This window comes from Halalkalibacterium halodurans (genome assembly GCF_004376175.1).
GTDB lineage: Bacteria > Bacillota > Bacilli > Bacillales > Bacillaceae_D > Halalkalibacterium > Halalkalibacterium halodurans.
In genome coordinates this window covers 76,924-101,814 of record NZ_SNUY01000001.1, presented here as the reverse complement: position 1 = coordinate 101,814, position 24,891 = coordinate 76,924, and the positions used below count along the sequence as shown (strand labels likewise).

General features: G+C 43.8%; 25 protein-coding genes and 2 other annotated features. Of the genes, 24 read left to right on the top strand and 1 reads right to left on the bottom strand.

Annotation, left to right across the window (positions count from 1 at the left end):
* Positions 1–251 precede the first annotated feature (251 nt).
* The 21 genes from hflK to E2L07_RS00420 all read left to right on the top strand — a co-directional run bounded on the left by hflK (position 252) and on the right by E2L07_RS00420 (position 21,907).
* Complete coding sequence (gene hflK / locus E2L07_RS00520) at positions 252–1,211, top strand: FtsH protease activity modulator HflK (protein ID WP_010899298.1); 960 nt, start codon at positions 252–254, stop codon at positions 1,209–1,211.
* A complete protein-coding gene (gene hflC, locus E2L07_RS00515) occupies positions 1,204–2,136 on the top strand; it encodes a protease modulator HflC (RefSeq protein WP_053430532.1) in 933 nt (310 codons plus the stop codon). Before hflK ends, hflC begins: the two co-directional genes overlap by 8 nt.
* A gap of 317 nt (positions 2,137–2,453) precedes the next feature.
* The gene (gene polA, locus E2L07_RS00510; protein WP_134228561.1) at positions 2,454–5,084 is read left to right on the top strand and encodes a DNA polymerase I; all 2,631 of its coding nucleotides are present in this window, start codon (positions 2,454–2,456) and stop codon (positions 5,082–5,084) included.
* A gap of 22 nt (positions 5,085–5,106) precedes the next feature.
* The gene (gene mutM, locus E2L07_RS00505; protein WP_134228560.1) at positions 5,107–5,931 is read left to right on the top strand and encodes a DNA-formamidopyrimidine glycosylase; all 825 of its coding nucleotides are present in this window, start codon (positions 5,107–5,109) and stop codon (positions 5,929–5,931) included.
* A gap of 67 nt (positions 5,932–5,998) precedes the next feature.
* Positions 5,999–6,640 carry a sporulation membrane protein YtaF gene (ytaF, locus tag E2L07_RS00500; RefSeq protein WP_134228559.1) on the top strand — a complete coding sequence of 214 codons (642 nt, stop codon included), beginning with the start codon at positions 5,999–6,001 and terminating at the stop codon, positions 6,638–6,640.
* A 25-nt stretch (positions 6,641–6,665) separates the two neighbouring features.
* Complete coding sequence (gene coaE, locus E2L07_RS00495; protein WP_010899293.1) at positions 6,666–7,271, top strand: dephospho-CoA kinase; 606 nt, start codon at positions 6,666–6,668, stop codon at positions 7,269–7,271.
* Between the two features lie 194 nt (positions 7,272–7,465).
* Positions 7,466–8,500: a glyceraldehyde-3-phosphate dehydrogenase gene (locus tag E2L07_RS00490; protein ID WP_134228558.1), complete on the top strand. Its 1,035-nt coding sequence runs from the start codon at positions 7,466–7,468 to the stop codon at positions 8,498–8,500.
* A gap of 291 nt (positions 8,501–8,791) precedes the next feature.
* Positions 8,792–9,175 carry an adenosylmethionine decarboxylase gene (gene speD, locus E2L07_RS00485; protein WP_053430536.1) on the top strand — a complete coding sequence of 128 codons (384 nt, stop codon included), beginning with the start codon at positions 8,792–8,794 and terminating at the stop codon, positions 9,173–9,175.
* 178 nt (positions 9,176–9,353) lie between these two features.
* Positions 9,354–9,755: a DUF1499 domain-containing protein gene (locus tag E2L07_RS00480; protein ID WP_010899290.1), complete on the top strand. Its 402-nt coding sequence runs from the start codon at positions 9,354–9,356 to the stop codon at positions 9,753–9,755.
* Positions 9,756–9,919: 164 nt separating this feature from the next.
* Entirely contained in the window at positions 9,920–10,381 is a 462-nt protein-coding gene (nrdR, locus tag E2L07_RS00475) for a transcriptional regulator NrdR (RefSeq protein WP_010899289.1), read from the top strand.
* 58 nt (positions 10,382–10,439) lie between these two features.
* Complete coding sequence (locus E2L07_RS00470; RefSeq protein ID WP_053430537.1) at positions 10,440–11,897, top strand: replication initiation and membrane attachment family protein; 1,458 nt, start codon at positions 10,440–10,442, stop codon at positions 11,895–11,897.
* Entirely contained in the window at positions 11,898–12,833 is a 936-nt protein-coding gene (dnaI, locus tag E2L07_RS00465) for a primosomal protein DnaI (RefSeq protein WP_010899287.1), read from the top strand.
* A 61-nt stretch (positions 12,834–12,894) separates the two neighbouring features.
* Entirely contained in the window at positions 12,895–14,007 is a 1,113-nt protein-coding gene (gene mqnC, locus E2L07_RS00460) for a cyclic dehypoxanthinyl futalosine synthase (RefSeq protein WP_053430538.1), read from the top strand.
* A 580-nt stretch (positions 14,008–14,587) separates the two neighbouring features.
* Positions 14,588–15,454, top strand: a complete 867-nt coding sequence (gene ytxC / locus E2L07_RS00455) for a putative sporulation protein YtxC (RefSeq protein ID WP_010899285.1) — start codon at positions 14,588–14,590, stop codon at positions 15,452–15,454.
* Positions 15,455–15,570: 116 nt separating this feature from the next.
* Positions 15,571–15,805 (top strand) — a binding site (T-box leader).
* Positions 15,806–15,873: 68 nt separating this feature from the next.
* Positions 15,874–17,811 (top strand): threonine--tRNA ligase, encoded by a 1,938-nt coding sequence (thrS, locus tag E2L07_RS00450; protein WP_053430539.1) that lies wholly within the window; start codon positions 15,874–15,876, stop codon positions 17,809–17,811.
* Positions 17,812–18,055: 244 nt separating this feature from the next.
* Positions 18,056–19,399 carry an ISLre2 family transposase gene (locus E2L07_RS00445; RefSeq protein ID WP_134228557.1) on the top strand — a complete coding sequence of 448 codons (1,344 nt, stop codon included), beginning with the start codon at positions 18,056–18,058 and terminating at the stop codon, positions 19,397–19,399.
* A gap of 167 nt (positions 19,400–19,566) precedes the next feature.
* Positions 19,567–19,694, top strand: a sequence feature (ribosomal protein L20 leader region).
* 96 nt (positions 19,695–19,790) lie between these two features.
* The gene (gene infC, locus E2L07_RS00440; protein ID WP_041821749.1) at positions 19,791–20,294 is read left to right on the top strand and encodes a translation initiation factor IF-3; all 504 of its coding nucleotides are present in this window, start codon (positions 19,791–19,793) and stop codon (positions 20,292–20,294) included.
* A gap of 37 nt (positions 20,295–20,331) precedes the next feature.
* On the top strand, positions 20,332–20,532 hold the full coding sequence (gene rpmI / locus E2L07_RS00435) for a 50S ribosomal protein L35 (RefSeq protein ID WP_010899282.1): 201 nt from the start codon (positions 20,332–20,334) through the stop codon (positions 20,530–20,532).
* Positions 20,533–20,565: 33 nt separating this feature from the next.
* Positions 20,566–20,925, top strand: coding sequence for a 50S ribosomal protein L20 (rplT, locus tag E2L07_RS00430; protein ID WP_010899281.1), 360 nt, complete (start codon positions 20,566–20,568; stop codon positions 20,923–20,925).
* 69 nt (positions 20,926–20,994) lie between these two features.
* The gene (locus E2L07_RS00425; RefSeq protein WP_070098001.1) at positions 20,995–21,312 is read left to right on the top strand and encodes a DUF1294 domain-containing protein; all 318 of its coding nucleotides are present in this window, start codon (positions 20,995–20,997) and stop codon (positions 21,310–21,312) included.
* A gap of 28 nt (positions 21,313–21,340) precedes the next feature.
* Entirely contained in the window at positions 21,341–21,907 is a 567-nt protein-coding gene (locus E2L07_RS00420; protein ID WP_010899279.1) for a TVP38/TMEM64 family protein, read from the top strand.
* Positions 21,908–21,946: 39 nt separating this feature from the next.
* On the opposite strand, the gene E2L07_RS00415 is transcribed toward E2L07_RS00420, so the two are convergent.
* Positions 21,947–22,357, bottom strand: coding sequence for a hypothetical protein (locus E2L07_RS00415; protein WP_010899278.1), 411 nt, complete (start codon positions 22,355–22,357; stop codon positions 21,947–21,949).
* A gap of 169 nt (positions 22,358–22,526) precedes the next feature.
* Here E2L07_RS00415 and E2L07_RS00410 point away from each other — a divergent pair, with 169 nt between their 5' ends.
* The 3 genes from E2L07_RS00410 to E2L07_RS00400 all read left to right on the top strand — a co-directional run bounded on the left by E2L07_RS00410 (position 22,527) and on the right by E2L07_RS00400 (position 24,826).
* Positions 22,527–23,015, top strand: coding sequence for a dUTP diphosphatase (locus E2L07_RS00410; protein ID WP_134228556.1), 489 nt, complete (start codon positions 22,527–22,529; stop codon positions 23,013–23,015).
* A 114-nt stretch (positions 23,016–23,129) separates the two neighbouring features.
* Positions 23,130–24,215: a M42 family metallopeptidase gene (locus E2L07_RS00405; protein ID WP_010899276.1), complete on the top strand. Its 1,086-nt coding sequence runs from the start codon at positions 23,130–23,132 to the stop codon at positions 24,213–24,215.
* A 158-nt stretch (positions 24,216–24,373) separates the two neighbouring features.
* Positions 24,374–24,826: a helix-hairpin-helix domain-containing protein gene (locus E2L07_RS00400; RefSeq protein ID WP_134228555.1), complete on the top strand. Its 453-nt coding sequence runs from the start codon at positions 24,374–24,376 to the stop codon at positions 24,824–24,826.
* The last annotated feature ends 65 nt before the right edge of the window (positions 24,827–24,891 follow it).

The following is a 24,891-nucleotide window of genomic DNA, read 5'->3' as shown; positions in this document are numbered from 1 at the left end:
CGTCCCTCTTTTCGCTTATAAACTTTCCTTCACAACATCACTTCTATCCCCCGGTTTTCTAAAGTTGTATTATAATAGAATTGGGAAGGCACTGGCAGCTGCTTATCATATAGGGTCCATGGTAGAAAGAAGAAGCAATTTTCACTAGTTATTAGAGATAAGGCTTTGCCACCGCCAAGTTTCCAAACATGAAACAAAGTGTTCGTTTCATACGTACATATAGAAAATGATTTTACAGGGGGGACTGCAACATGACGATTCGGCAATTAGTAGTAGGTTTTTTCTCGCTTATCGGCGCCGCGATTCTTGGGCTATTTCTCGTCACAGGTTGGTACATAGTCGATGAAACGGAACAAGCTGCTTTGATCACGTTCGGAAAAGTAGAGGAAACCATTGACGAGCCAGGACTTAAATTCAAAATGCCGTGGCCGATTCAAAAGGTTGAGATATTACCAAGAGGAACCTTTAACTTGCAAGTCGGTTATAAAGAAGATGAAGGGGAAGTCGTTGAATTTACAGATGAGGCGAAAATGATCACTGGGGATGAAAATATCGTGTTTGCCGATTTAGCTGTTCAATGGCGAATCACAGACCCAGAGCAATACTTATATAGCACAGAGGATCCGAAAGAGCTATTATATAATGCTACCTCTTCAGCTTTGCGCAGCGTTATTGGAAGTGCATCTGTTGATGAAGCATTAACCGACGAACGTCCGACCATTGAAGCTGATATTTTTGAATCGTTAGTTGAACTTATGGACCTTTATCAAATTGGCATCAGCATCTCAGATGTGAAGCTACAAGACGTAGAGCTACCGACGGAAGAAGTACGACGTGCGTTTACCGATGTAACGGATGCTCGTGAAGAACGCTTAACGAAAATTAACGAGGCTAATCGTTACCGAAATCAAGAAACGAACGAAGTGGAGGGTGAAAAAGACGCAATTATTTCAAGAGCGGAAGGGCAGAGAGCGGACCGGATCGAGACCGCCCGTGGGGATGTGGCCCGTTTTAATGCTTTATACGAAGAATATTTAGTGAATCCTGACGTTACCCGTCAACGTCTCGTTCTTGAAACGTTAGAGTCCATTTTACCGGACACGGAAATTTACATTATGGATAGCAATAACGATACGATTAATTATTTGCCGATCCGCCCGTTGGAACGTCAGCAACAAGCACCTGTAGAGGAGGGGACGAACAATGAGTGATGACAAAATCATTAACTTCGATGAAAAGCGGCCACCGGTGGAACTTCGTAAATATGTTCAACTAGGGTCTGTCGCCGTTTTGTTAATCGGGATTGTTGGAATTATCCTCTCCAACTTATTTATCGTCGAGCAGGGCGAATATAAAGTGGTGCGTCAGTTCGGAGAAGTCGTTCGTGTTGAAAGCGAGCCAGGGCTAAAATTTAAAATTCCGTTCATTCAAAGTGTCAGTACACTGCCAAAATATCAAATGATCTATGACATTCCCCCAGCGGAAATTAACACGCGCGATAAAAAACGGATGCTGGCAGATCATTACGCTCTATGGCGCATCGAGGATCCGCTCAGAATGATTTCCAATGTAGGATCTCTCCAAGGAGCGGAAGCTATTTTAGGGGAGCAAATTTTTTCAGCGATTCGGGCTGAGCTTGGACAGTTAGAGTTTGATGAGATCATTAACGAAGAGGAAAACTCTAGGGGAGACTTCAATCAGCAAGTAAAGGAACGAGTAAACAGTTCACTTGAACGCCAAGATTTAGGCATTGTCTTACTTGATGTACGTATGAAGCGAACGGACTTACCGAAGGAAAACGAAGAGGCGGTCTATCGGCGGATGATTTCGGAGCGGGAGTCCATCGCCCAAGATTACTTGTCTCAAGGGGATGCTGAAGCGAACCGGATTCGAGCAAGAACCGATCAGGAAGTAACGGAAATCTTAGCCAAGGCTAAAGCGGATGCTGAAGAAATTATCGGTGCTGGTGAGGCCGAGGCTGCAGAAATCTACAACGAATCCTTCGGACGTGATCCAGAGTTTTACCAACTGTACCGCACGTTGCTTTCCTATGAAAAAACGATCGGGGATCAGACGGTTATCGTGTTACCAGCCGATTCCCCTTACGCAAGAATCTTGATGGGGTACACAGACTGAGCTAGCGGAGATTGTTCTTTGCTAGCTTTTTTCTTTCAAATCCTTCATGTGATAAAATAAGGTGAAAACTTCATTCAGTGGGGGTTGTTGTCCCCTCACTAAATGTGACACACACGATGTGGTTACACAGAAATTTTCATAGGACGTGGAGAGTGTAGTCTGTTTTTCACTCACTTGTAACTGACGCCAGAAAGATGCTGGTTGCACAGACTGACGATCTTCGGCTTTCTTGTTGCCTCAAAGCTTGAAGCGGGAGCCTTAGCGCCAGTTAAGCGGATAAACGACTTGAACATGATCAAGAGAGGGGTACGTTTCGTTTGAAAAAACTAGTACTGATCGATGGAAATAGTATTGCGTATCGCGCATTTTTTGCATTGCCATTGCTTAATAACGATAAAGGTGTTTATACGAATGCCGTGTATGGATTTACAATGATGCTGTTAAAGGTGTTGGAAGACGAAAAGCCAACTCACATGGTTGTTGCTTTTGACGCGGGTAAGACCACATTTAGGCATGATACATATGATGCGTACAAAAGTGGAAGGCAAAAAACGCCGCCAGAGCTTTCAGAGCAATTTCCGCTCATTCGCGAGCTCTTGGATGCGTTTAACATTGCCCGTGTTGAAGTGGAAAACTTTGAAGCGGACGATCTCATCGGTACATTGGCAAAACAGGCGAGTCAAGAAAACTTTGAAGTGAAAATCTTTACCGGTGATAAAGACTTGTTGCAAATCGTGTCTGACCATGTGACGGTCGCTTTGACGAGAAAAGGAATTACACAGATTGATGTCTATGATGAAAAAGGCATTGAAGAACGATATGGAATTACACCAGAGCAGATTATTGATATGAAAGGTCTCATGGGGGATAGTTCGGATAATATTCCGGGCGTTCCAGGCATCGGAGAAAAGACAGCGCTGAAATTGTTAAAGGAATATGGTTCGGTTGAAAAAGTACTAGAGTCCATCGACGAAATTTCAGGGAAAAAGATGAAGGAGCGACTGGAAGAACATCGTGACCAAGCCCTTATGAGCAAGAAGTTGGCGACGATTTATCTGGAAGCCCCAGTGACGCTGGACGCAGATTCGTTTACGTTTGGTGAATATGATAAAAAAGAAGTTGTGAAATTGTTCAAAGAGCTTGATTTTAACTCATTGCTCGACAAAGTCGATGCAGACGGAGAAGGGATTGAAAAGGAAGAACTCCAGTCTTTGAACTATGAAACGCTTCGTGAGGTAAAAAAGGCGCATTTAGCGGATAAAGCTGCCCTTGTTGTGGAAGTGTTGGATGAGAACTACCATCAAGGCGACATTTTAGGGCTGGCGATCGCCCATAACAATGGTTGCTATTACATTCCAACAGATGAAGCTCTCCGATCGGAAGCGCTTATTCAATGGTTAAAGGATGAACGCAAGGAGAAGTGGTTGTTTGATGCGAAGCGTGCGGTCGTTGCGTTAGGCTGGAAAAACATTGAACTAGCTGGTAGTACATTTGACTTGCAAATGGCCTCCTATTTATTAGACCCGTCCACATCGTTTCATGAAGTGAGCGATGTGACGAAACATCACCGGAAAGGTCACGTACATGAAGATGAGGCGGTTTATGGGAAAGGGGCTAAACGCCGGATTCCTGACGAGAAAGAGCTAGGAGAACACCTGGCGCGGAAAGCGGACGCGATTTTTCAATTAAAGGAGCACGTTGAAGAGAAGCTGAAAGAAAATGAGCAGCTAGGGTTGTTCAACGAATTGGAGATGCCGCTTTCGGTCATTTTAGGACGAATGGAAACAACAGGTGTAAAAGTCGATGTTGAGCAGCTTGAGCAAATGGGTGCGGACTTAAATGCTCGTCTTGAGGAGCTTGAGCAAACGATCCACGAATTAGCTGGCATATCATTCAATATAAACTCACCTAAGCAACTGGGTGAAATTTTATTTGAGAAGTTACAGCTTCCAGTCATTAAAAAGACGAAGACAGGGTATTCAACGTCTGCTGATGTGTTAGAGAAGCTAGCTGGGCAACACGAGATCATTGATCACATACTTCACTATCGGCAGCTCGGTAAGCTAAATTCTACGTATATTGACGGATTGCTGAAAGTTGTTCACAAGGGGACTGGGAAGGTTCATACCCGCTTCAATCAGGCTCTAACTCAAACCGGTCGCTTAAGCTCGACAGATCCGAATTTACAAAACATCCCGATTCGCTTAGAGGAAGGACGTAAAATTCGCAAAGCCTTCGTTCCATCGGAAAAGGACTGGTTCATTCTTGCTGCTGATTATTCGCAAATTGAATTGCGCGTCCTTGCCCATTTTGCCGAAGATGAAAAGCTTATGGAAGCGTTCCGTGAAGATATGGATGTCCACACGAAAACGGCGATGGACGTATTTCATGTTAGCCAGGAAGAAGTAACGTCCAACATGCGTCGCAGTGCGAAAGCGGTCAACTTCGGAATTGTGTATGGCATTAGCGATTATGGACTGAGCCAAAACCTTGGCATCACTAGGAAGGAAGCGGCAACGTTCATCGAGCGTTATTTTGCTAGCTACCCGAAGGTAAAGGAGTACCTCGATCACGTCATCGATGAAGCTCGAGAGAAGGGTTATGTGACAACACTGTTGAAGCGCCGCCGTTATTTGCCTGACTTAACGAGTCGCAATTTCAATCAACGTAGCTTTGCAGAGCGTACAGCCATGAACACACCGATCCAAGGAACAGCTGCTGACATTATAAAGCAAGCGATGGTTCAGATGGCGAGTCGGATGGACGAAGAAGACTTGCAAAGCCGATTACTGTTGCAAGTGCATGACGAATTAATTTTTGAGGTGCCGAAGGAAGAAGTGGCGCAAATGAAAGAGCTTGTGACTTCTGTTATGGAGCAAGCTGTGGAATTACGCGTGCCCCTAAAGGTGGACGTGGCTTGCGGTGACACATGGTATGATGCAAAGTAACTTGGAGTAAGGAGATACGAAGATGCCAGAATTACCAGAGGTGGAAACGGTGCGGCGAACCCTCGCCGAGTTAGTAATTGGGAAAACAATTGAACAAGTCGATGTCGGGTGGGCGAAAATGATCAAAAAACCTGACGATGTGGATCAATTTAAGTGGTTGCTCAAAGGGCAAACGATCCGTTCCATGGGGAGACGAGGAAAGTTTCTTCTGTTTCACTTAGATGACTATACCCTAGTGAGCCATTTGCGAATGGAAGGGCGCTACGGGTTGTATCAACAAAATGAAAGTGTAGCCAAGCATACCCACGTTCGATTCGTCTTTGGAGATGGCACCGAGCTTCGCTACCAAGATGTCCGTAAATTTGGAACGATGCACCTCTTTCAGAGCGGAAGGGAACAAATGGAGCCGCCTTTGGCCAAACTAGGAGTGGAGCCGTTCTCTGATCAGTTTTCCGCCAAGCTTCTAACCGAGCGCTTATCTAAAACATCCCGCAAAATCAAATCGGCTTTGCTCGATCAAGGAATCATTGTTGGACTGGGAAACATCTATGTGGATGAGGCGCTATTTCGGGCGCGAATTCACCCAGAACGATTAGCGAAAGATGTAACCGTTGCTGAGGTGAAGGTTCTCCACCAAGCGATTTTAAATACATTGACGGAAGCGGTGAACCTTGGTGGTAGTTCGATCAAATCGTATGTCAACGGACAAGGGGAAATGGGCATGTTTCAGCAGCGACTCGATGTATACGGACGCAAGGGCGAAGCTTGCCGCCAGTGCGGAACCCCAATTACGAAGACGGTCGTTGGGGGAAGAGGTACACATTTCTGTTCTGTATGCCAAAAATAACGTACCTCGGATAGGCTCTTGCCATATACTATCGTAGCTGATAGTAGTAGAGGAAGGAGCTCATGTCATGATCCATTTAGTTTCCTTGCTAGCTCTTGCATTTGCTGTTAGTTTAGACAGCTTTGGAGTCGGCTTGACATACGGTTTGAGGAAGATGAAAATCCCTTTTAAATCGTTGCTATTTATTGCTGGATGTTCCGCCGTTTCCATTTTGATTGCGATGGGCTTCGGGATGACGATTCAGCAGTATTTATCACCGGCTATAGCAGAGTCTCTCGGCGGGATCATTTTAATTTTGATCGGTTGCTGGGCGCTTTATCAAGCGTTTCGTCCTGCAAAGAACGGGCATGAAACGAAGGACGATCACGTCATTTTAAATTTTGAAATTAAAATGCTTGGTGTCGTGATTCGCATCTTACGCAAGCCGATGGTCGCAGATTTTGATAATTCAGGAGCCATTACAGGTAGAGAAGCGGTTATTTTAGGCATCGCTCTCTCTCTTGATGCCTTCGGTGCAGGAATCGGAGCGGCATTAATCGGGTTCCACCCACTGTATATGGCAGTGAGTGTAGCGGTGATGAGTGCTCTGTTCGTAAGCCTTGGCATGAAAAGTGGTTATCGCTTTGCTGATTCTTATTGGATCAAGCGCTTTTCCTTCATACCGGGTTTGTTATTAGTTCTCATTGGTGTTTTTAATCTTATGATGTAGGTGGATGTAGAAGGAGCGAATCAAGATGATGATTGGGTTGACTGGGGGCATTGCCAGTGGAAAAAGCAGTGTAGCGAAAATGATGGAGGAGTTAGGTCTTCCAATTGTCGATGCAGACCAAGTGGCTCGTGACGTTGTAGAACCAGGTATGCCAGCCTATGAGGCCATTGTCGCCCATTTTGGCACAGGGGTTGTAAACGATGACGGGACGCTAAATCGCAAAGCCCTTGGATCGATTGTGTTTCAACAAGAGGAAGAGCGTCGCGTCCTAAATGAAATCGTCCACCCAGCTGTACGGAGGCAAATGCAGCAGCAAAAAGAACAGTTGATTCGTTCAGGGGAAAAGACAATCGTATTCGATATTCCCTTGCTATATGAAAGCAATTTGTTTTATCTTGTTGAAAAAGTGCTCCTTGTTTATGTAGATGAGCACACACAGTTACAGCGATTAATGAATCGAGATCAAGCGGGAAAGGACGATGCGATTCACCGGATTCGCTCACAGCGCCCCCTTGAATCAAAACGGGATCGTGCCGATGCAATCATTGATAATTCGGGCACATTGGATGCAACAAAAAGGCAGCTTATTGACATTTTAAAACGTTGGAAGGTAATCCCTGAAGATCAATAGTCTTCAGGGGTCTTTTTATTTTAAGAAAAAATTTATCTTTGGCGTCAGGTCTTATTCCTATCCTCTCTGCATTCGCCAAGTTTTAGTGGATTTCAAAAAAATTTAAAGAAATAATCGTCCTTTTCGAATAAAAGTGATATACTATTTATTATAAATGAATTATTAGTATGTCATAATAAGAGAGGGGATTTCCAATGAAAGTGAAAGTAGCGATTAATGGATTTGGTCGTATAGGCAGAATGGTATTCCGCAAAGCGGTAGAAAACAAACAGTTTGATGTGGTGGCGATTAACGCTTCCTATCCTGCTGAAACCCTCGCCCATTTAATAAAATATGACAGTGTTCATGGTCCATTCCAAGGAACCGTTGAGATTAAAAATGATGCGCTTGTTGTTAATGGCAAGGAAATAAAGCTAGTCAGTTCTAGAGATCCTCGAGTACTTCCGTGGAAAGATCTAGAAGTGGACATCGTTGTTGAGGCGACTGGGAAATTTAAAACAAAAGAGACAGCAGGTTATCATCTAGAAGCAGGCGCGAAAAAAGTAATCATTACAGCTCCTGGGAAAAATGAAGATGTAACCGTTGTCGTTGGAGTAAACGAAAATGACTATAAGCCAGAAGAGCATCACGTTTTATCAAATGCTTCATGTACTACGAATTGCTTGGCCCCAGTAGCAAAAGTTTTGGATGAAGCGTTTACAATTCAAAGCGGGATGATGACGACGGTTCATGCATATACGAATGATCAAAAAAACATCGACAATCCCCACAAAGATTTACGACGAGCTCGGGCATGTGGTCAATCGATAATTCCGACATCCACTGGTGCTGCTAAAGCCATCAGCAAAGTATTACCACAATTAGAAGGAAAACTAACAGGAATGGCTTTACGTGTACCGACCCCGAATGTGTCTCTTGTTGACTTAGTAGTTCAGGTGAAAGCGGACGTGACGCCAGAAAAAGTGAACCATGTGTTAAAACAAGCGGCAGCAGGTTCGATGAAAGGAATTCTCGGTTTTACAGAAGAGCCGTTAGTCTCGATTGACTTTAATGGAAACGAACACTCTGCCATTGTTGATGGTTTATCGACGATGGTGATGGAAGATACAAACCAGGTGAAGGTCCTCGCATGGTATGATAATGAATGGGGGTATTCCACACGAGTTGTCGACTTAGTCGAACTCGTCGCCAAAGAGCTTAAAAAGCCAGCAAAAGTGATCGCGTTCTAAGGCATATTCATAAAAAAAATGGTCATCCTATAAGTTGAATCCCAATAAGCAAAGCCTTCTCAACGGGAAAAAGTGGACGATGTCAAGTGACCGTAGAAAATGAAAAAGTTGTTATTGCAAAGAAGGATTAAACAAAGTATACTATTTTCCGTGAACATGAAACGAAAGCAAAATAGGAGTACGTTTACTACAGAAAGGGTTAGGACCTCTTTGGACTAACTTTCCCCCGTGTAATAAACGTTCCTACATGCTTGAGAAGGCATGAATTTTTTGTAAAGGGGGATTCAACTCATGGATACAATGGGACGTCACGTGATTGCAGAACTTTGGGGTTGTGACGTGGATAAGTTGAACGACTTAAGCTTCATCGAACAAGTTTTCGTTGATGCAGCTCTGAAAGCGGGAGCAGAAGTACGTGAGGTGGCCTTTCATAAGTTTGCCCCTCAAGGTGTAAGTGGTGTTGTCATCATATCAGAGTCGCATTTAACGATTCACAGCTTCCCAGAGCACGGATATGCGAGTATTGACGTTTATACGTGTGGGGATCGAATTGATCCAAACGTCGCATCGAATTATATTGCTGAGGCGTTGAAAGCTACGACGACTGAAGTAGTGGAACTGCCAAGGGGTATGGGTCCTATTCAGCTTGAAAAACCAAAAGTCAAGGTTTTATAAACGAATGCTAAGAGGTGCCGAGCGCATCTCTTTTTTATACGTTTAAAACGCCGAGCCATTTTTAAATAAGGCGTTCATAACTTGATTAAAATAAACGTACGGACAAGTTTCAATCCCATTGTTCGTCAACTTTATGGTATGATATAAACAATAATGTATAAAAAAGTTGGTGAAGAACGTGGGATTTCGTGAAACATTGAGTCAACTTGTTTCAAGTCGAACGGAGACAACCGAACATCATAGCAATCCTTCGCTGCAAACCCATTATTACAAAACAACAAAAGATAAGGCGATTGCCGCTGTTGAACGGGTGATGCAGCAATCAGGATTTACGGTAAAACGGGTAGAGCAAGAGCGCGGGGAAGTGATTGCCCAGTCCACATCTGGTCAAAAGTCACTGCTTGTCGCAACGATTGTCATGGTAAAGCCATTTCGTACGGCTGTAGACTTTTCTTGTTCTACAGACACGATCTTACCGTCTGATTTTGGACATAGTAAGAAGCGAATTCTCTCGCTTTATGAACAGCTCGACAAAGAGCTTCCTTATATTGGTTCGGGCCTTGGCGACGAGCTTCTATAGCTGAAGGATAAAGGGCCTAATCTCCTATCTTAACATAAGGAATCCTGCTCTTTTTGTTATACAAGGCTTGTCACTTTTTTTCATTTTTACTATGATTAAAAGAGATTTTCTGTAAGCACGTGTAAAAAGGAAGACTGCTAACAAGCAGTAGTGGAGATGATTCGATGCGATGTCCAGCCTGTCATCATAATGGAACAAGGGTGCTCGATTCGAGGCCAGCTCACGAAGGTCGTTCCATTCGTAGACGGCGTGAATGTGAATCGTGCAACCATCGTTTTACGACCTTTGAAATGATTGAGGAAGTTCCTCTGATCGTTGTCAAAAAGGATGGAACGAGGCAAGAATTTAGCTCAGATAAAATTTTGCGCGGTTTGATTCGCGCGTGTGAAAAGCGTCCCGTCCCATTGGAAACGTTAGAAGGGATCGTCAATGAGGTGGAGCGGGAGCTTCGTGGTCAAGGGAAAAATGAAGTCGACAGTAAAGAGATTGGCGAGTTAGTGATGGAACGGTTAGCCAATGTGGATGATGTAGCGTACGTTCGTTTCGCCTCTGTCTACCGACAATTTAAAGATATCAACGTATTTATTCAAGAGCTGAAGGAACTTATGGAACGAGACGATCGATAACGAGGAGCTTAAAGCGAATTTGCTTCAAGCTCTTTTTTGCTCTAAGGAGGTGAGTGACATGACTTGGCATTGGAAAGAGTTATTACCTGTAGACCGCTATATGGTGCGTACGGCAGACTATTTGCATGAAGTCCATCAAAAAGTGTTAACCCTTTTGTACCAACCGCTCGTCGGTTCGATCGCCTACAGCTTATATATGACGCTATGGAGTGAGTTAAAACGAGATGATTATTGGAGTGAAGAACAAACCCACCGTCAACTCATGCTTATGATGGGCGTCGATTTACCTGCTATTTTTCAAGAAAGAAAAAAGCTTGAAGCGATTGGACTTCTACGAACATTTAAAACCAAAGCCGACGGAGTGACGACATACTTATATGAGTTACAGCCTCCTATGCCGCCACAACAATTTTTTGAAAATGATGTACTGAGTGTTTATTTATTTAACAAGCTCGGAAAAACGCAATATCGTAAACTGCGGGAACGGTTTGTTGTAGATGTTATTGATAAAGAAACGTTTACCGAGACGACGTATGGGTTTGATGAAGTGTTTACTTCGCTCCATCATTCTGAAATCGTCTCAAACCATGAATCAGAAATGGTCGACTCGTTAGCCTTATATGAGCACCAACAATTTGTCTCAGAACGTAAGGGTGAATCTTTTCATTTCACCGAGAAGTCATTTGATTTTGAACTGTTGAAAAAGGACTTATCAAGCTTTATCGTGCCAGAGCATACACTTACTCCTGAAGTAAAGGAGACGATTTTACGCCTTGCATTCGTCTATCGGATTGAGCCATTGCAGATGAGCCGGATTTTACAGCAGTCGCTTGTTCATGATGATGAGGTGGATATTGGAGAGTTGCGCAAACGTACGCAAGAATGGTACAAGCTAGAGCATGGCAATGAGCCCCCAACGTTAGCGCTGCAAACTCATCCACTTAAGCATCGGACGATGGCGAACCAGCAACCTCAAACAGAAGAAGAAAAAGTAATTGCCTTATATGAAACGACGCCGCCACTCACATTGCTTGAAAGCCGATCCGATGGAGCAAAGGTACCTCTCGCCGATCTGAAAATCGTCGAAAGTTTAATTGTGGACTATCAATTGCTCCCAGGCGTCGTCAACGTGTTGCTTGACTATGTGCTCTTGCGTAACGACATGAAGCTATCCAAATCACTAATCGAAAAAATTGCGGGTCACTGGGCACGGAAAAAAGTAAAGACGGTGACAGAAGCGATGACATTGGCAAAAGAAGAGCATCGAAAGCTGGAAACATGGAAAAAGCAAGACAGTGCAAAGACATCAGGGAAAACAACGGTGAAAAAGAAAAATCCACGCCGTGATCAGCTGCCGAAATGGCTCATTGAGGAGGAGAAACGCCTACAGGAGCAACAGTCGGCGGTCCGCGAGAATCTTGGAGCAAGCACCATGGATTTAGACGAAGAGCGACGTCGTTTTGAGCGACTGATGGAAGAACGACGCCAGCGAAAACAATGGAAGGAGGAAGGGTAGATGGAATCCATTCAATCATCGCTGAAACACATGACGGGCAACCGTTCATTTGAAAAGCAGTTTACGCAACTAAAAGAGGCGGTTTTTCGCAGCCCACATGTTCAGTTGTTTCTGGAGGAACACCCTTCCTTATCCCCTATAACACTTGAGCAAGGTTTGTCTAAGCTGTATGAATACCAAAAAGAGCAAAGCCACTGCGCACATTGTCCTGGGCTTCAAAAGTGTCCAAATTTGATGAAGGGTTACCAACCGACCCTCTACGTTGAGCGTGATAGCCTTGAATTAAGCTATTCCCCTTGTCCGTTAAAAGAGGAGGAGGAGCGAGAAAAGAAAAAACGTTCTCTTATCCGGTCACTCTACATTCCGAAAGAAATTCTCGAAGCGAAGTTTGACGACGTAGAAAGCGAACCAGGACGTTCGATTGCGAGTCATCGCGCGCTCGAATTTGCACTCTCAGCGAAGCCAGGTGAAGATGGGATGGGGCTTTATCTTTATGGGAAGTTTGGGGTCGGGAAAACGTTCTTGATGGGGGCGATCGCCAACGAGCTAAAAGACCGTGGGATCGACTCAACCATCGTCTACGTTCCTGATTTTTTTCGAGAGCTAAAACAATCGATTGGAGACGGAACCTTCCAGCAAAAGCTCGATTTTGTCAAAAATGCACAAGTGCTCATTTTTGATGACATTGGAGCAGAAACGATGACAAGCTGGGTTCGTGACGATGTACTCGGTGTCATTTTACAATATCGGATCATGGAGAAGCTTCCTACACTATTCACGTCAAACTATGACTATGATGAGTTGGAGGAGCATTTAGCTTACAATGATAAAAGTGGTACGGAGTTATTAAAGGCAAAGCGTGTCATGGAGCGCATTCGTCACTACACAGTTTCTGTCATGGTTCAAGGACAAAATCGCAGGGAACATCAGTCGTGATTCTCCAGGCAAACTATGATAGTATGAAGCTAGTAGACTTTCAAAATCTGGGGGTTTTTTGATGAGTATTGACGGAATCTTGGAGCGTGCTGTGAACGGAGAACGTCTTTCAATGGAAGATGCAGTGAAGCTATATGAAAGCGATGAAGTAGAAAAAATGGGCGCAGCCGCCAATCAAATCATGTTAAAATGGCACCCCGAGCCAATAACAACGTTCGTTATCGGACGGAACGTGAACTATACAAACTTTTGCGATACGTACTGTCGCTTTTGTGCGTTCTACCGCGCACCTGGTCATAAGGAAGGCTATGTCCTTGACGATGAAGTCATTTTTAAAAAAATCCAAGAAACCATCGATGTGGGCGGGACAGAAATTCTCATGCAAGGTGGAACGAATCCTGATTTAACAATCGATTATTACACCGATTTACTTAGAAACATTAAAGAGCGATTCCCGAACATTTGGATGCATTCTTTCTCTCCTGCAGAGGTGTGGAAAATTGCAGAAGTATCGAGCATGTCCGTCGAGGAAGTCCTGCGAGAGCTACATGAGGCCGGGCTCGATAGTATGCCAGGAGGCGGGGCTGAAATTTTAACCGAAGAAACGCGCCTCCGTGTCAGCCGTCTTAAAATAACATGGGAACAATGGATCAATGCAATGAAAGCGACGAAAAAAGTCGGCATGCACGGAACCGCAACGATGGTTATCGGTTTTGGCGAATCCTTTGAAGAACGAGCGCTTCACTTACAGCGTGTTCGGGATGCCCAAGATGAAACCGAGTGCTTTACTGCCTTTATTTCATGGTTATTCCAGCCTGAAAATACGGGAATGTACAAAACGAAAAAGCTTACCCCGCGTGATTACTTAAAAAACGTGGCCATATCTCGGCTGTTTCTCGATAACATTCCGAATTTCCAATCGTCATGGGTAACGATGGGGCCAGAGGTTGGAAAACTATCGCTTCAGTATGGTTGTAACGATTTTGGCAGTACGATGATTGAAGAAAATGTCGTATCAGCTGCTGGGACGACCCATAAAGTCAATACGAACAAAATTTTGCAATTGATCCGCGAAGCGGGAAAAATTCCTGCTCAACGGACAACAAGCTATGAAATCATCCGTACGTTTGAAGACAAGGAAGCGGCAGAAAAAGATTTCGTCATGCAAAATTAACTGATAAACCTCCACCTGCATAGCAGGTGGAGGTACAGCCCCTTATGCATTAGCATGCGGGACTTAAGTGAAAGGGGCAGCTTCGGCTCGGCAATCGCAGAGTTTTCCTAACGTAAGATGGATTAAAGTATCTGGATTTCGCAATAGGATATGGCGAAAAGCTAATTTTTCCTTATCCTGAAATGAAAAGGATCTGCTTATGCTCGGTAACTGGCGTTTTAGGCCAGAACCGAGCTTTTTCCACTTTAAGGATGTTGCCTTCAAAAATAGTTCAGAAAACGATCCTTCTATCATTAAAACTACGGGCGGGATGCTATGTTTTTCTAAGGCTTCAGTGGATAGGAGAAACGATCTGATGTGGCAAGGCTGCTTCGTTCGCTAAAGAACGGCAAGAAAAGACGAAAAACAATCATCATGTTTTAAGTCCCCTGTCATAGGATGGGAGTAGAGTCTGTCTACAAGCAAAGAGTTGAGCATACGTTAACCAAAGAAGGACCGGTTGACCCTCTGAAAGCGGAGGATCTTACGAAGATGAAAGGAGGCGACCGGTAGGATCAGAGGGGAATAAGGAGGAGTCACGTTGATTTCGATTCATTTTGAAAAAGCACATGATTGTCATCAACTGTTTCAGCAGTTGCAAGGCTACTTAACAAAGTACGCGGAACTCGGGTTGAAAGGAGGAATAGAAGCGGGCGGGGATGAGACGCTCTATGTGAATTATGAAAACCAGTATGTGAACTTTTATGATTCTTTTCAACCGTTACTAGCGTCCATCTTTACCGATTATGTCATTAGCACAAAGGAAGAAGAATGGCTTCTCGACATTATCGAGAACATGTTTTATTTCACAGATGAAGAAGAGAAGGAACAAATTGTGGCGATTGCCCGCTCGATACTAGAAGGAGATTTGGAAGACATGCCATCCTTGTCCATGTTTACGAATCGCCGTGAGTATATTTATCAAGCTTTCTCCAAGCATATAGAAGAGAATATGACGTTTTACTATGATCCGTTTTTAACGTTCAGGTTACGTGAGTATGGGGAATTGCTCATTGATTGTGTCGAGCTGGCGATTGACGAATATATGATGGAGCAAGAATACCAAAGCATGGTCGAGACCCTTCGCCAATTCATTCACTCCCGTATACCAAAACGTGGCGTCATCTACGCTGTTTACGACGAGCGGTTTCATTTTTACGATGAGCACTTTCGCTTAATTTCCACGGACGAAATCGTGTATGACCTCAAGGAAGAGCTAGTATTTGAACATGGTTTAAGCGTGGAGGAGATGGTCATAAGTCCGCTCGTGAGCATGCTTCCTGAAACGGTAAAGGTGTTCACAAACGATGAAGAGCACGGCGTGATTTTAACGCTGCAGGCAATCTTTCAAGAACGCCTAAAGGTGTTTCCACTAAAGGACTCCCCTCATCAACATCGAGAGGAGTAGCTGTTACCGGTAGTATCTAGCTGTCTGTGGATCATTTCAAATAAAATGTTTGAACAGCCCTTGATTTTCTCATCATCCCTCCCTATAATACTACATATCAACAAGATAGCATTCGTTAAATGGTTATGATGAGGACATGGGTTCCATGGACGGTTTTTAGAGAGGGGAGGGTTGGTGCAACTCCCTAACTCGAAATGGTAACTTACCACCTCTGAACTGCAGCAGGGAACGATGGTCTAAGTATCTGCTGCCGGCATAAATGTCGTTATGAACAATCTTGAGCTGCAAAACGGGAATGCTTTTCGTTTTGTAGGAACAAGGGTGGAACCACGAGTAACACTCGTCCCTTTTTTGGGGATGAGTGTTTTTTGTTTCTCATCATACCTGAACGCGAAAAAATGAAAAAGGAGTTGACAAAAATGGCTGACATGATCAACATTACGTTTCCAGATGGAGCTGTGAAGGAGTTTCCTAAGGGAACGACGACCGCAGAGATTGCTGGCTCGATTAGTCCGGGATTGAAGAAAAAAGCGCTGGCGGGGATGCTTGACGGCACCTTGCTTGATTTAAATACACCGATTGAACAGGACGGAACGATTACGATTGTTACTCCAGAAAGTGACGAGGCCTTAGAGGTTTTGCGCCACAGTACAGCCCATGTGATGGCTCAAGCGCTTAAGCGTTTATTTAAAGACCGAAATGTAAAGCTCGGGGTTGGACCTGTCATAGAAGGTGGATTCTATTATGATGTTGATATGGACGAATCGCTTACACCTGAAGATTTACCGAAAATCGAAAAAGAAATGAAAAAAATCATCGGGGAAAACTTACCGATTGAACGCGTCGTTGTGAGCCGAGAGGAAGCGCTCGCTCGCTATGAGGAAGTTGGCGATCCTTACAAAATTGAACTGATTAATGATCTTCCAGAAGATGAAACGATCACCATTTATGAGCAAGGCGAGTTTTTCGACCTTTGCCGCGGTGTCCACGTGCCATCAACAGGCAAGCTTAAAGAATTCAAGCTGTTAAATCTTGCAGGCGCTTATTGGCGTGGGGATAGCAGCAATAAAATGCTGCAACGTATATACGGAACAGCTTTCTTTAAAAAGGCGGATCTTGACGAACACCTTCGCCTGCTAGAAGAAGCGAAAGAGCGGGATCATCGCAAGCTAGGAAAAGAGCTAGGCATTTTTGCGCTATCCCAAAAAGTAGGTCAAGGCTTGCCGCTATGGCTACCAAAAGGCGCAACCATTCGCCGGATTATTGAACGCTATATTGTGGATAAGGAAGAAAAGCTAGGTTATCAACATGTGTATACCCCTGTTCTTGCAAGCTCTGAGCTTTACAAAACATCAGGGCACTGGGATCACTATAAGGATGATATGTTTCCGACAATGGAAATGGAGAACGAAGAGCTCGTGCTCCGCCCGATGAACTGTCCGCATCATATGATGGTCTATAAAACAGAAATGCGCAGCTACCGCCAGTTACCGTTACGGATTGCGGAGCTTGGGCTTATGCACCGATATGAAATGTCTGGAGCTGTTTCGGGACTGCAGCGGGTGCGCGGAATGACGTTGAATGATGCCCATATTTTTTGTCGACCGGATCAGATTAAGGATGAATTTGTTCGTGTCGTTCGCTTGATTCAAGCCGTCTACGAAGATTTCGGGCTTAAGAATTATTCATTCCGCTTATCGTATCGTGACCCTGAAGATAAAGAAAAGTACTTCGACGATGACAACATGTGGAATAAAGCGCAAGGAATGTTAAAAGAAGCGATGGACGAGCTAGAATTAGATTATTTCGAAGCGGAAGGCGAGGCGGCCTTCTACGGACCAAAGCTTGACGTCCAAGTGCGCACAGCGTTAGGCAAAGATGAGACGTTGTCGACGGTCCAACTCGACTTTTTACTTCCTGAACGTTTTGATTTAACTTATGTTGGAGAAGACGGACAACCACATCGCCCAGTCGTTGTACACCGCGGCGTCGTGTCGACGATGGAACGATTTGTTGCCTTTTTGTTAGAAGAATATAAAGGGGCCTTCCCGACGTGGCTTGCACCTGTTCAAGTACAGGTCATTCCTGTTTCGCCTGAAGCTCATCTTGATTACGCGAAAAACGTACAAGAGACTTTACAGCAAGCAGGAATCCGTGTTGAAATTGATGAGCGCGATGAGAAGATCGGCTACAAAATTCGTGAAGCGCAAATGCAAAAAATCCCTTACATGCTCGTTCTCGGGGATAAGGAAGTGGAAGCAAATGGGGTAAATGTCCGGAAATATGGAGAAAAGGACTCTTCCTCTATGGGCTTGGACGAATTTGTTCGCCATGTGGCACGTGAGGCAAAAAAATAGGGGTTGCAACTGGATAAGCAATTCGATAGAATAAAACAGGTCACGCATAAAAGTATGAGTAAAATTATTGTGGGCAAAATTTAACCCCCTCATTTGTTGAGGGAACGTTAGAACGCTCAACAAATGAGGGGGCCACCAAGCGAAAGCGCGGTAGTTAATAAGCAAATAACATGAAAAAGAGGGTTACTCCTTGGTAGAATCTTAGTCAACCAAAACTAAATCACAAACAAAGGAGTAACCCCTCATGCAAAAGAATAACACAGTATATCCAAATTTAAAACAGATTGAGCAATTAGTTTGGAGGCAATTACAGGAAACCTTCTCAAAGGTCATGAAAACACTATTAGAGGACATGGACAAGCAGATTGCAGAAGAACGAGATAAAAAACGCTATCGACTCATTGATAAAAGAAAATATCATATAACTAGTCTCTTCGGAGAGATTGAATTAAATCGTAATTATTACCGTGACCGGGAGACAGGGGAATATGTTTTTCTCCTTGATCGTTATTTAGAGTTTGAGGATGCAGGTTCTTTTAGCCCATTGATTGAGGAGGTAGCTATTGAATTAGCTGTTCAGGGACCTTCCTATCGAAAAGCAGCCAGTACGTTAGAAACCCTTTTAGGCTATCGGGTTATTAGTCATGAGGCAATCCGTCAACACTTATTACAAGTTTCGAGTATTCCAAAAAAGCGTGAGCATGTACATCAACCTGTATTATTTGTAGAGGTCGATGGTTTGTTTGTAAAACGTCAAGGTAAACGAAAAAAGGGAAAAGAAGAGAAAATAGCCGCAGTTCATCAAGGCTGGGAAGTCAATGGGAAACGAGTAAGACTGAAGAATAAACGCCATTTCGTACATGAAGGGAACCAGCCATTTTGGGAGGCGTTTGAGGACTTTCTCATCGAAAACTTTGAGTATGATCCAACCATTCATAAGTTGGTAATAAATGGAGATGGTGCAAATTGGATTACAACTTGTCGTGACTATTTCAAAGATCGTGCATTCTTTTCGCTTGATCGTTTCCATGTGGCACGGGAGATTCGAAGTTTGTTCCGTCATCACCCACGTTATCGTCCAATTCGTAAGGCGCTTGCATCATATGATTATGAGAAATTGCTTACAGAGCTTAACAGTGCAGTCGGAACGCTAGAGGATGATGAGCAAGAGGAACGTCTAGAAGCATTTATTCGCCAATTAGAGAAATATCCAGAAGCCTTGGGAGATTATCGTAACTGGCTTAAAGAACAGGGTATAGATACAACAGGAATGCGTCCGATGGGTAGTGCAGAAGGAACCATGAGTGTATTTGCCAAAAGACTTAAAAATGGCCGTAGTTGGGTGGATAAAGGTGTAAGTGCCATGTTCACTGGTTTGGTAGCTTACTTGGATAAATTGACCTTAAAAACACTATTTGGCAGGATCGAAAAATGGACTGAAACACAGGTGGAAAAGAACCCACCAAGATACTATAAAGAAAAAGTTACGAGCACAATTGGTGAAGCCACTAGAGACAATGTTCTATATCTAAAAGGAAAAGCTAACATACCAGTTTACAAAGCATTAAAAGAGTTGTCTGGCTTTTAAAAAAGGCAAAATTCTTACCAAGAGAGTATCCTAAGAGTTTGAATCCGCTTTCAAATTTAAGGTGTTAAAAAAACTGCCTATAAATACTTGACTCAAACCGCATAAAAAGATCAGTTGACACCTCTATAGGATTATGATAAAGTTAACAAGAAAATTGATACTGGACTCAAAGCAAGAAGGAGCGCCCGCTTCTCACCTGATCGACGCACAGCGCAGTTGGCAGGTCTACATGTAATAATGTCTCATGATGACAAACATGAGTGTGGGCGTCGTATGCCCACACTCTTTTGTGTTGGAGACGATGCTTTGGAGAACGTCTTTTATGGCGCTTTTCCATGCTTTGATCTCGTCCTGGAAAAACCTTTGGAGGTGGCTCATTATTAGTAAAGACATGCTGGTCAACGAAGGAATTCGCGCTCGCGAAGTGCGTCTTATTGGTGCAAATGGTGACCAAATTGGCGTCAAGTCAAAAGCAGAAGCTTTGGATATGGCTCGTAACGTGAATCTAGACTTAGTTTGTGTGGCACCGAACGCAAAGCCGCCGGTATGCCGTATTATGGATTACGGAAAATACCGCTATGAGCAGCAAAAGAAAGACAAGGAAGCTCGTAAGAAGCAAAAGACGATCAACGTGAAAGAAGTTCGTCTGAGCCCAACGATTGAAGACCATGACTTTAATACGAAGCTTCGCAATGCACGCAAGTTTCTTAGCAAGGGAGACAAGGTAAAAGCAGCGATTCGTTTCCGCGGCCGTGCCATTACCCATTCCGAAATTGGGCGTAATGTTCTTGAACGCCTTGCCAAAGAATGTGAAGATATTGCGATCGTTGAGGCAAAGCCGAAAATGGAAGGTCGCAGCATGTTCTTGGTACTTGCTCCAAAGACGGACAAGTAAGCTGCGACAGAAATGATTTGAAGGAGGAAGTTCAGTTATGCCAAAAATGAAGACTCATAAAGGCGCTGCGAAGCGTTTTAAGAAAACAGGATCTGGGAAACTCAAGCGTTCCCACGCATTTACAAGCCACTTGTTCGCGAACAAGTCTCAAAAGCAGAAGCGTAAATTGCGTAAATCTGCGATCGTTCACTCTGGTGACTTCAAGCGTATTCGCGAAATGTTAACGTACAAAAAATAATTGATTCGGTTCAGATAGAAGGAGGGTTTTACGATGCCAAGAGTAAAAGGCGGTTATGTCGCTCGTCGTCGTCGTAAGAAAGTATTAAAGCTAGCAAAAGGTTATTTCGGTTCTAAACATACACTTTTCAAGTCCGCTCAAGGACAAGTAATGAAATCTTTACAATACGCTTACCGTGATCGTCGTCAGAAAAAGCGCGATTTCCGTAAGCTGTGGATTACACGTATCAATGCAGCTGCTCGTTTGAACGGTCTTTCTTACAGCCGTTTAATGCACGGGTTAAAGCTTGCAGGAATTAACGTGAACCGTAAAATGCTTGCAGATCTAGCAATCAACGACGAAAAAGCATTTGCACAACTTGCTGAAAAAGCAAAAGCAAGCTTAAACAACTAATGAATACTGGCGCAGTCAACTCGTGGCTGCGTCTTTCTTTTTCATTGGAAGAAGGAGAAACGAAGCTACATGTCTTCGTTTTCGAAGGAGGCTGTACAGCTAGTGGGAGAGTTCCTGTTCGTTTTTTTTCTCTACGTAGGCAGTTTAACGGTAATTGGCTTTGCGGTCATGGGGCTTGATAAACAGAAAGCAAGAACGGGAAGATGGCGAACCCCTGAAAAAACGCTCTGGCTCATTGCCTTGCTAGGCGGTTCGATCGGTGTCTTTGCGGGAATGAGATATTTCCGACATAAAACAAAACATGCTTCTTTTTCAGTCGGACTTCCTCTTTTAATCGTTGTCCAGCTTATGATCCTAGCCTACATCTTTTATGACACTCGTTCATAGACTAACTATGTCAAGAAAGGGGGCCCTTATGGAAGAGATGTTCGAAACATCATTGAAAGTAATTGAACAAAGTGGGTGGTTGGCCCCTGTTCTCTTTATCATGCTTCATGTGTTTAGACAAGTCTTTTTCATTCCTGTCATCATCATTTGTCTCGTAGGTGGTTATTTGTTCGGATCTTTTTATGGTTCACTATACTCCATTATCGGTTTAACAGCCACGAGTGCCCTCTTTTACGGGATTGTCCATGGTTTTCCTCGTTTCTTAGCCAAAGTGAGTCAGTTGAAAAAGCGGTTTTTAGGAGAAAAAGAGAGCTTGAGCCTGCCGCAAATGATGCTGCTTCGTATCGTGCCATTTATTCATTTTCACCTTGTGTCCCTTTATGTGATGGAGACACGTCCAACGTTTCGGGAGTATATGAAAATATCGTTCTACTTAAGTATGCCACCTGCTATCATTTATACATTGTTTGGCGATATGATTCATGAATTACCCCTTGTAGGAACGGTCGTGTTTGCGTTGTTCATTGGGTTACTCTGTTTTATGGCACGAAGAAAAGAACAGCGCTACGCATGGCAAGAGTTTTTCAAAGCGTAAAAATCCTGTGGTTCTTGCTCCACAGGATTTTTACGTTCCCTAAGGCGAAGGGGTAGGTGGTTGTTCGTCGGTCTTTTTGAGAAATTCCTTCACGGGGCTTTTCCATTCGATTCGAGCCGTCGGATAGCGTAACAAAATTTCTTCTTCAATAAAGCGGAAGTCTTGACGCTCCAATCCTTTTAGCCGATCAGTCGAGCGAGCCCATACATAAATCGATACGATTTCGAAAGAGGTTTCTGTCGTCCCTAAATACTTCTCTCCTTCAAACATGACACCTTTATAAGTAATGAGAAAATTTTTCCTTACTTCTTTTTCGTCATCATAAAAGAAAAATTGATGGCGATCATGAGCTTGCTCTAACTTTCGTTTTGGGTGAAACAAATAGCGAATCGCAGAGTAGATTAAAATGATCAAAGCGATTAAGATCAGAAGGCGAAACGCAATCACCATAGGCTGCTTCTCCTTTCGTCAGCTTTGTTTTCAAAGCCGAAAAACAAACATAGGTGCTTTTATTATAAAATATACGGATGAGCTCTGCTATGGGTTTCACTTTTTTTCAACCAAATGGCTCATGCCCTGATATAATGGAATTAATTGAATCAATGAGAGGGGATTATATGTGAACTTGAACAAACTTTTTACGCTGCAACAAACGCTTAACGAACGGATTCAAACAGAGCACGGCTTGACGGGATACGACTTGTTCCATGAGCAGCTTCTTGCTTTAAAGGTAGAGCTTGGTGAACTGGCGAATGAAACACGCTGCTTCAAATACTGGAGTAAGAAGGGGCCGTCGCCAACAACCGTCATCTTAGAAGAGTATGTGGATGGTCTTCATTTTGTCCTTACACTTGGACTGACGCTACGAATGACCGATGTTGAAATCAAACAGATGGATCATGAGACAAACACGTTAACCGAGCAGTTCCTCCTTGTGTTTCGCGCGATTTCAGAACTAGAGCAGTCACGAACAGAACAGGCGTTTCGAACGCTTTTTAGTCACTACATCGCTTTAGGAGAAAAACTAAACTTCTCAACGGTAGAAATAGAAAGAGCGTATTTAGATAAAAATAAAGTGAACCATCAGCGACAAGATGAGGGCTATTAATTTGATTTTAAAATAATTTGAGTCCCGAAACATTTTTCGTTTATACTAGAGAGGCAGGTGACTGCTTCTCAGACTTATACATAGGAAATCAAAGGTTAAAGGAGGAACATATTCATGGCACAATTAGACGAACGATTGCAGATGTTAAAAGAACTTACTGACGCAAACGGTATTCCAGGGAATGAACGGGAAGCACGAGATGTAATGAGGAAGCATATCGAACCATTTGCAGATGAAGTGACAACCGACAAGCTTGGTAGTTTGGTGGCAAAAAAGGTCGGGAAAGAAGACGGACCGAAAATTATGGTTGCCGGCCACCTCGATGAAATTGGCTTTATGGTGACAAGCATTGATGACAAAGGATTTCTCCGTTTTCAAACAGTCGGCGGCTGGTGGGAGCAAGTCATGCTCGCTCAACGGGTGACGGTCATGACGAAAAAAGGAAACATTCCAGGAGTCATTGGATCAAAGCCTCCACATATTTTGCCAGCGGAAGCGCGTAAAAAACCTGTCGATAAAAAGGATATGTTTATTGACATCGGTGTGGCAAGCAAGGAAGAAGCGCTCGAGTTTGGCGTCCGCCCTGGTGACTCCATCGTTCCTGTTTGTGATTTTACAGTAATGAAAAACGAGAAATACCTAATGGCCAAAGCGTGGGATAACCGCATCGGATGCGCCATTGCCATTGACGTACTTCGTGAACTAAAGGGAACCAACCATCCAAACGTCGTGTATGGTGTTGGAACGGTGCAAGAAGAGGTAGGTCTTCGCGGTGCTCGTACATCTGCTCATTACATTAAGCCTGATATCGGTTTTGGCGTGGACGTAGGAATTGCTGGTGATACCCCTGGTGTAACGGAGAAGGAAGCTCTCGCCAAAATGGGAGAAGGGCCACAGATTGTTTTATATGATGCTTCCATGGTTTCTCATAAAGGGCTTCGTGACTTTGTGACTGACATCGCCGATGAGCACAACATTCCGTACCAATTTGATGCAATGGCTGGTGGCGGCACAGACTCTGGGGCTATTCACTTAACCGCTAACGGGGTGCCTGCCCTTTCGATCACTGTTGCTACACGCTATATCCATTCTCATGCGAGTATTTTGCATCGTGATGATTACGAAAACACGGTGAAGCTGATCGTTGAAGTGATTAAAAAGCTTGATCGTGACACCGTGAACCGCATTACATTTGATTAATCAAACCAATCCTGCTTCACGTTCATGCGAGGCAGGATTTTCTTCGTAGCTGTTGAAGATAGTCAAAACGAATATTAGCTGGAGGGTTTCTTTTTATTTTTCACCGATTTTGAAATGGGGGTCTTAGTGCCAATACACAGGATAAAGGAGGTGCATAGATGAAGACGCCTAAATTACCATTAACCGATGAGGAACGGAAGAGTCTACGAAGGCAAAAGGTGAAGCTAAGCGATCTTGCCTATTTGGAAGTAGAAGCATTGGCTACATACTTACATTCGCCGGTGACACGGACTCGATACCTTCGTGGTTTGGCCATCTTTCAAACGATTCCTTCTATCGGTCCGAAAGTGGCGCAAATGGTTGTTGATTTAGATTATTTTGACTTGGAAGCAGTTAAGTTGGAAAAAGGAGACGAGATGGTGGATCGACTAGAAAAACTTTACGGCTATTGGGTCGACCCTTGTGTAGAAGACTGCTTCCGCTGTATTGTCCATCATGCGAACGATCGAGAGAGTGAGAAACATTGGTTTGATTTTACCACAGAAAGAAAAGCGTATCGCGCCACTTTCGGTTATCCCTCTAACCGACCAACGCAACCATGGTATGCGTAGGATTTAAAGAGAATGGCGGTAAATTTTCTAAAAACGTAATAATCAACCCTCTCAGAGCTAATTCG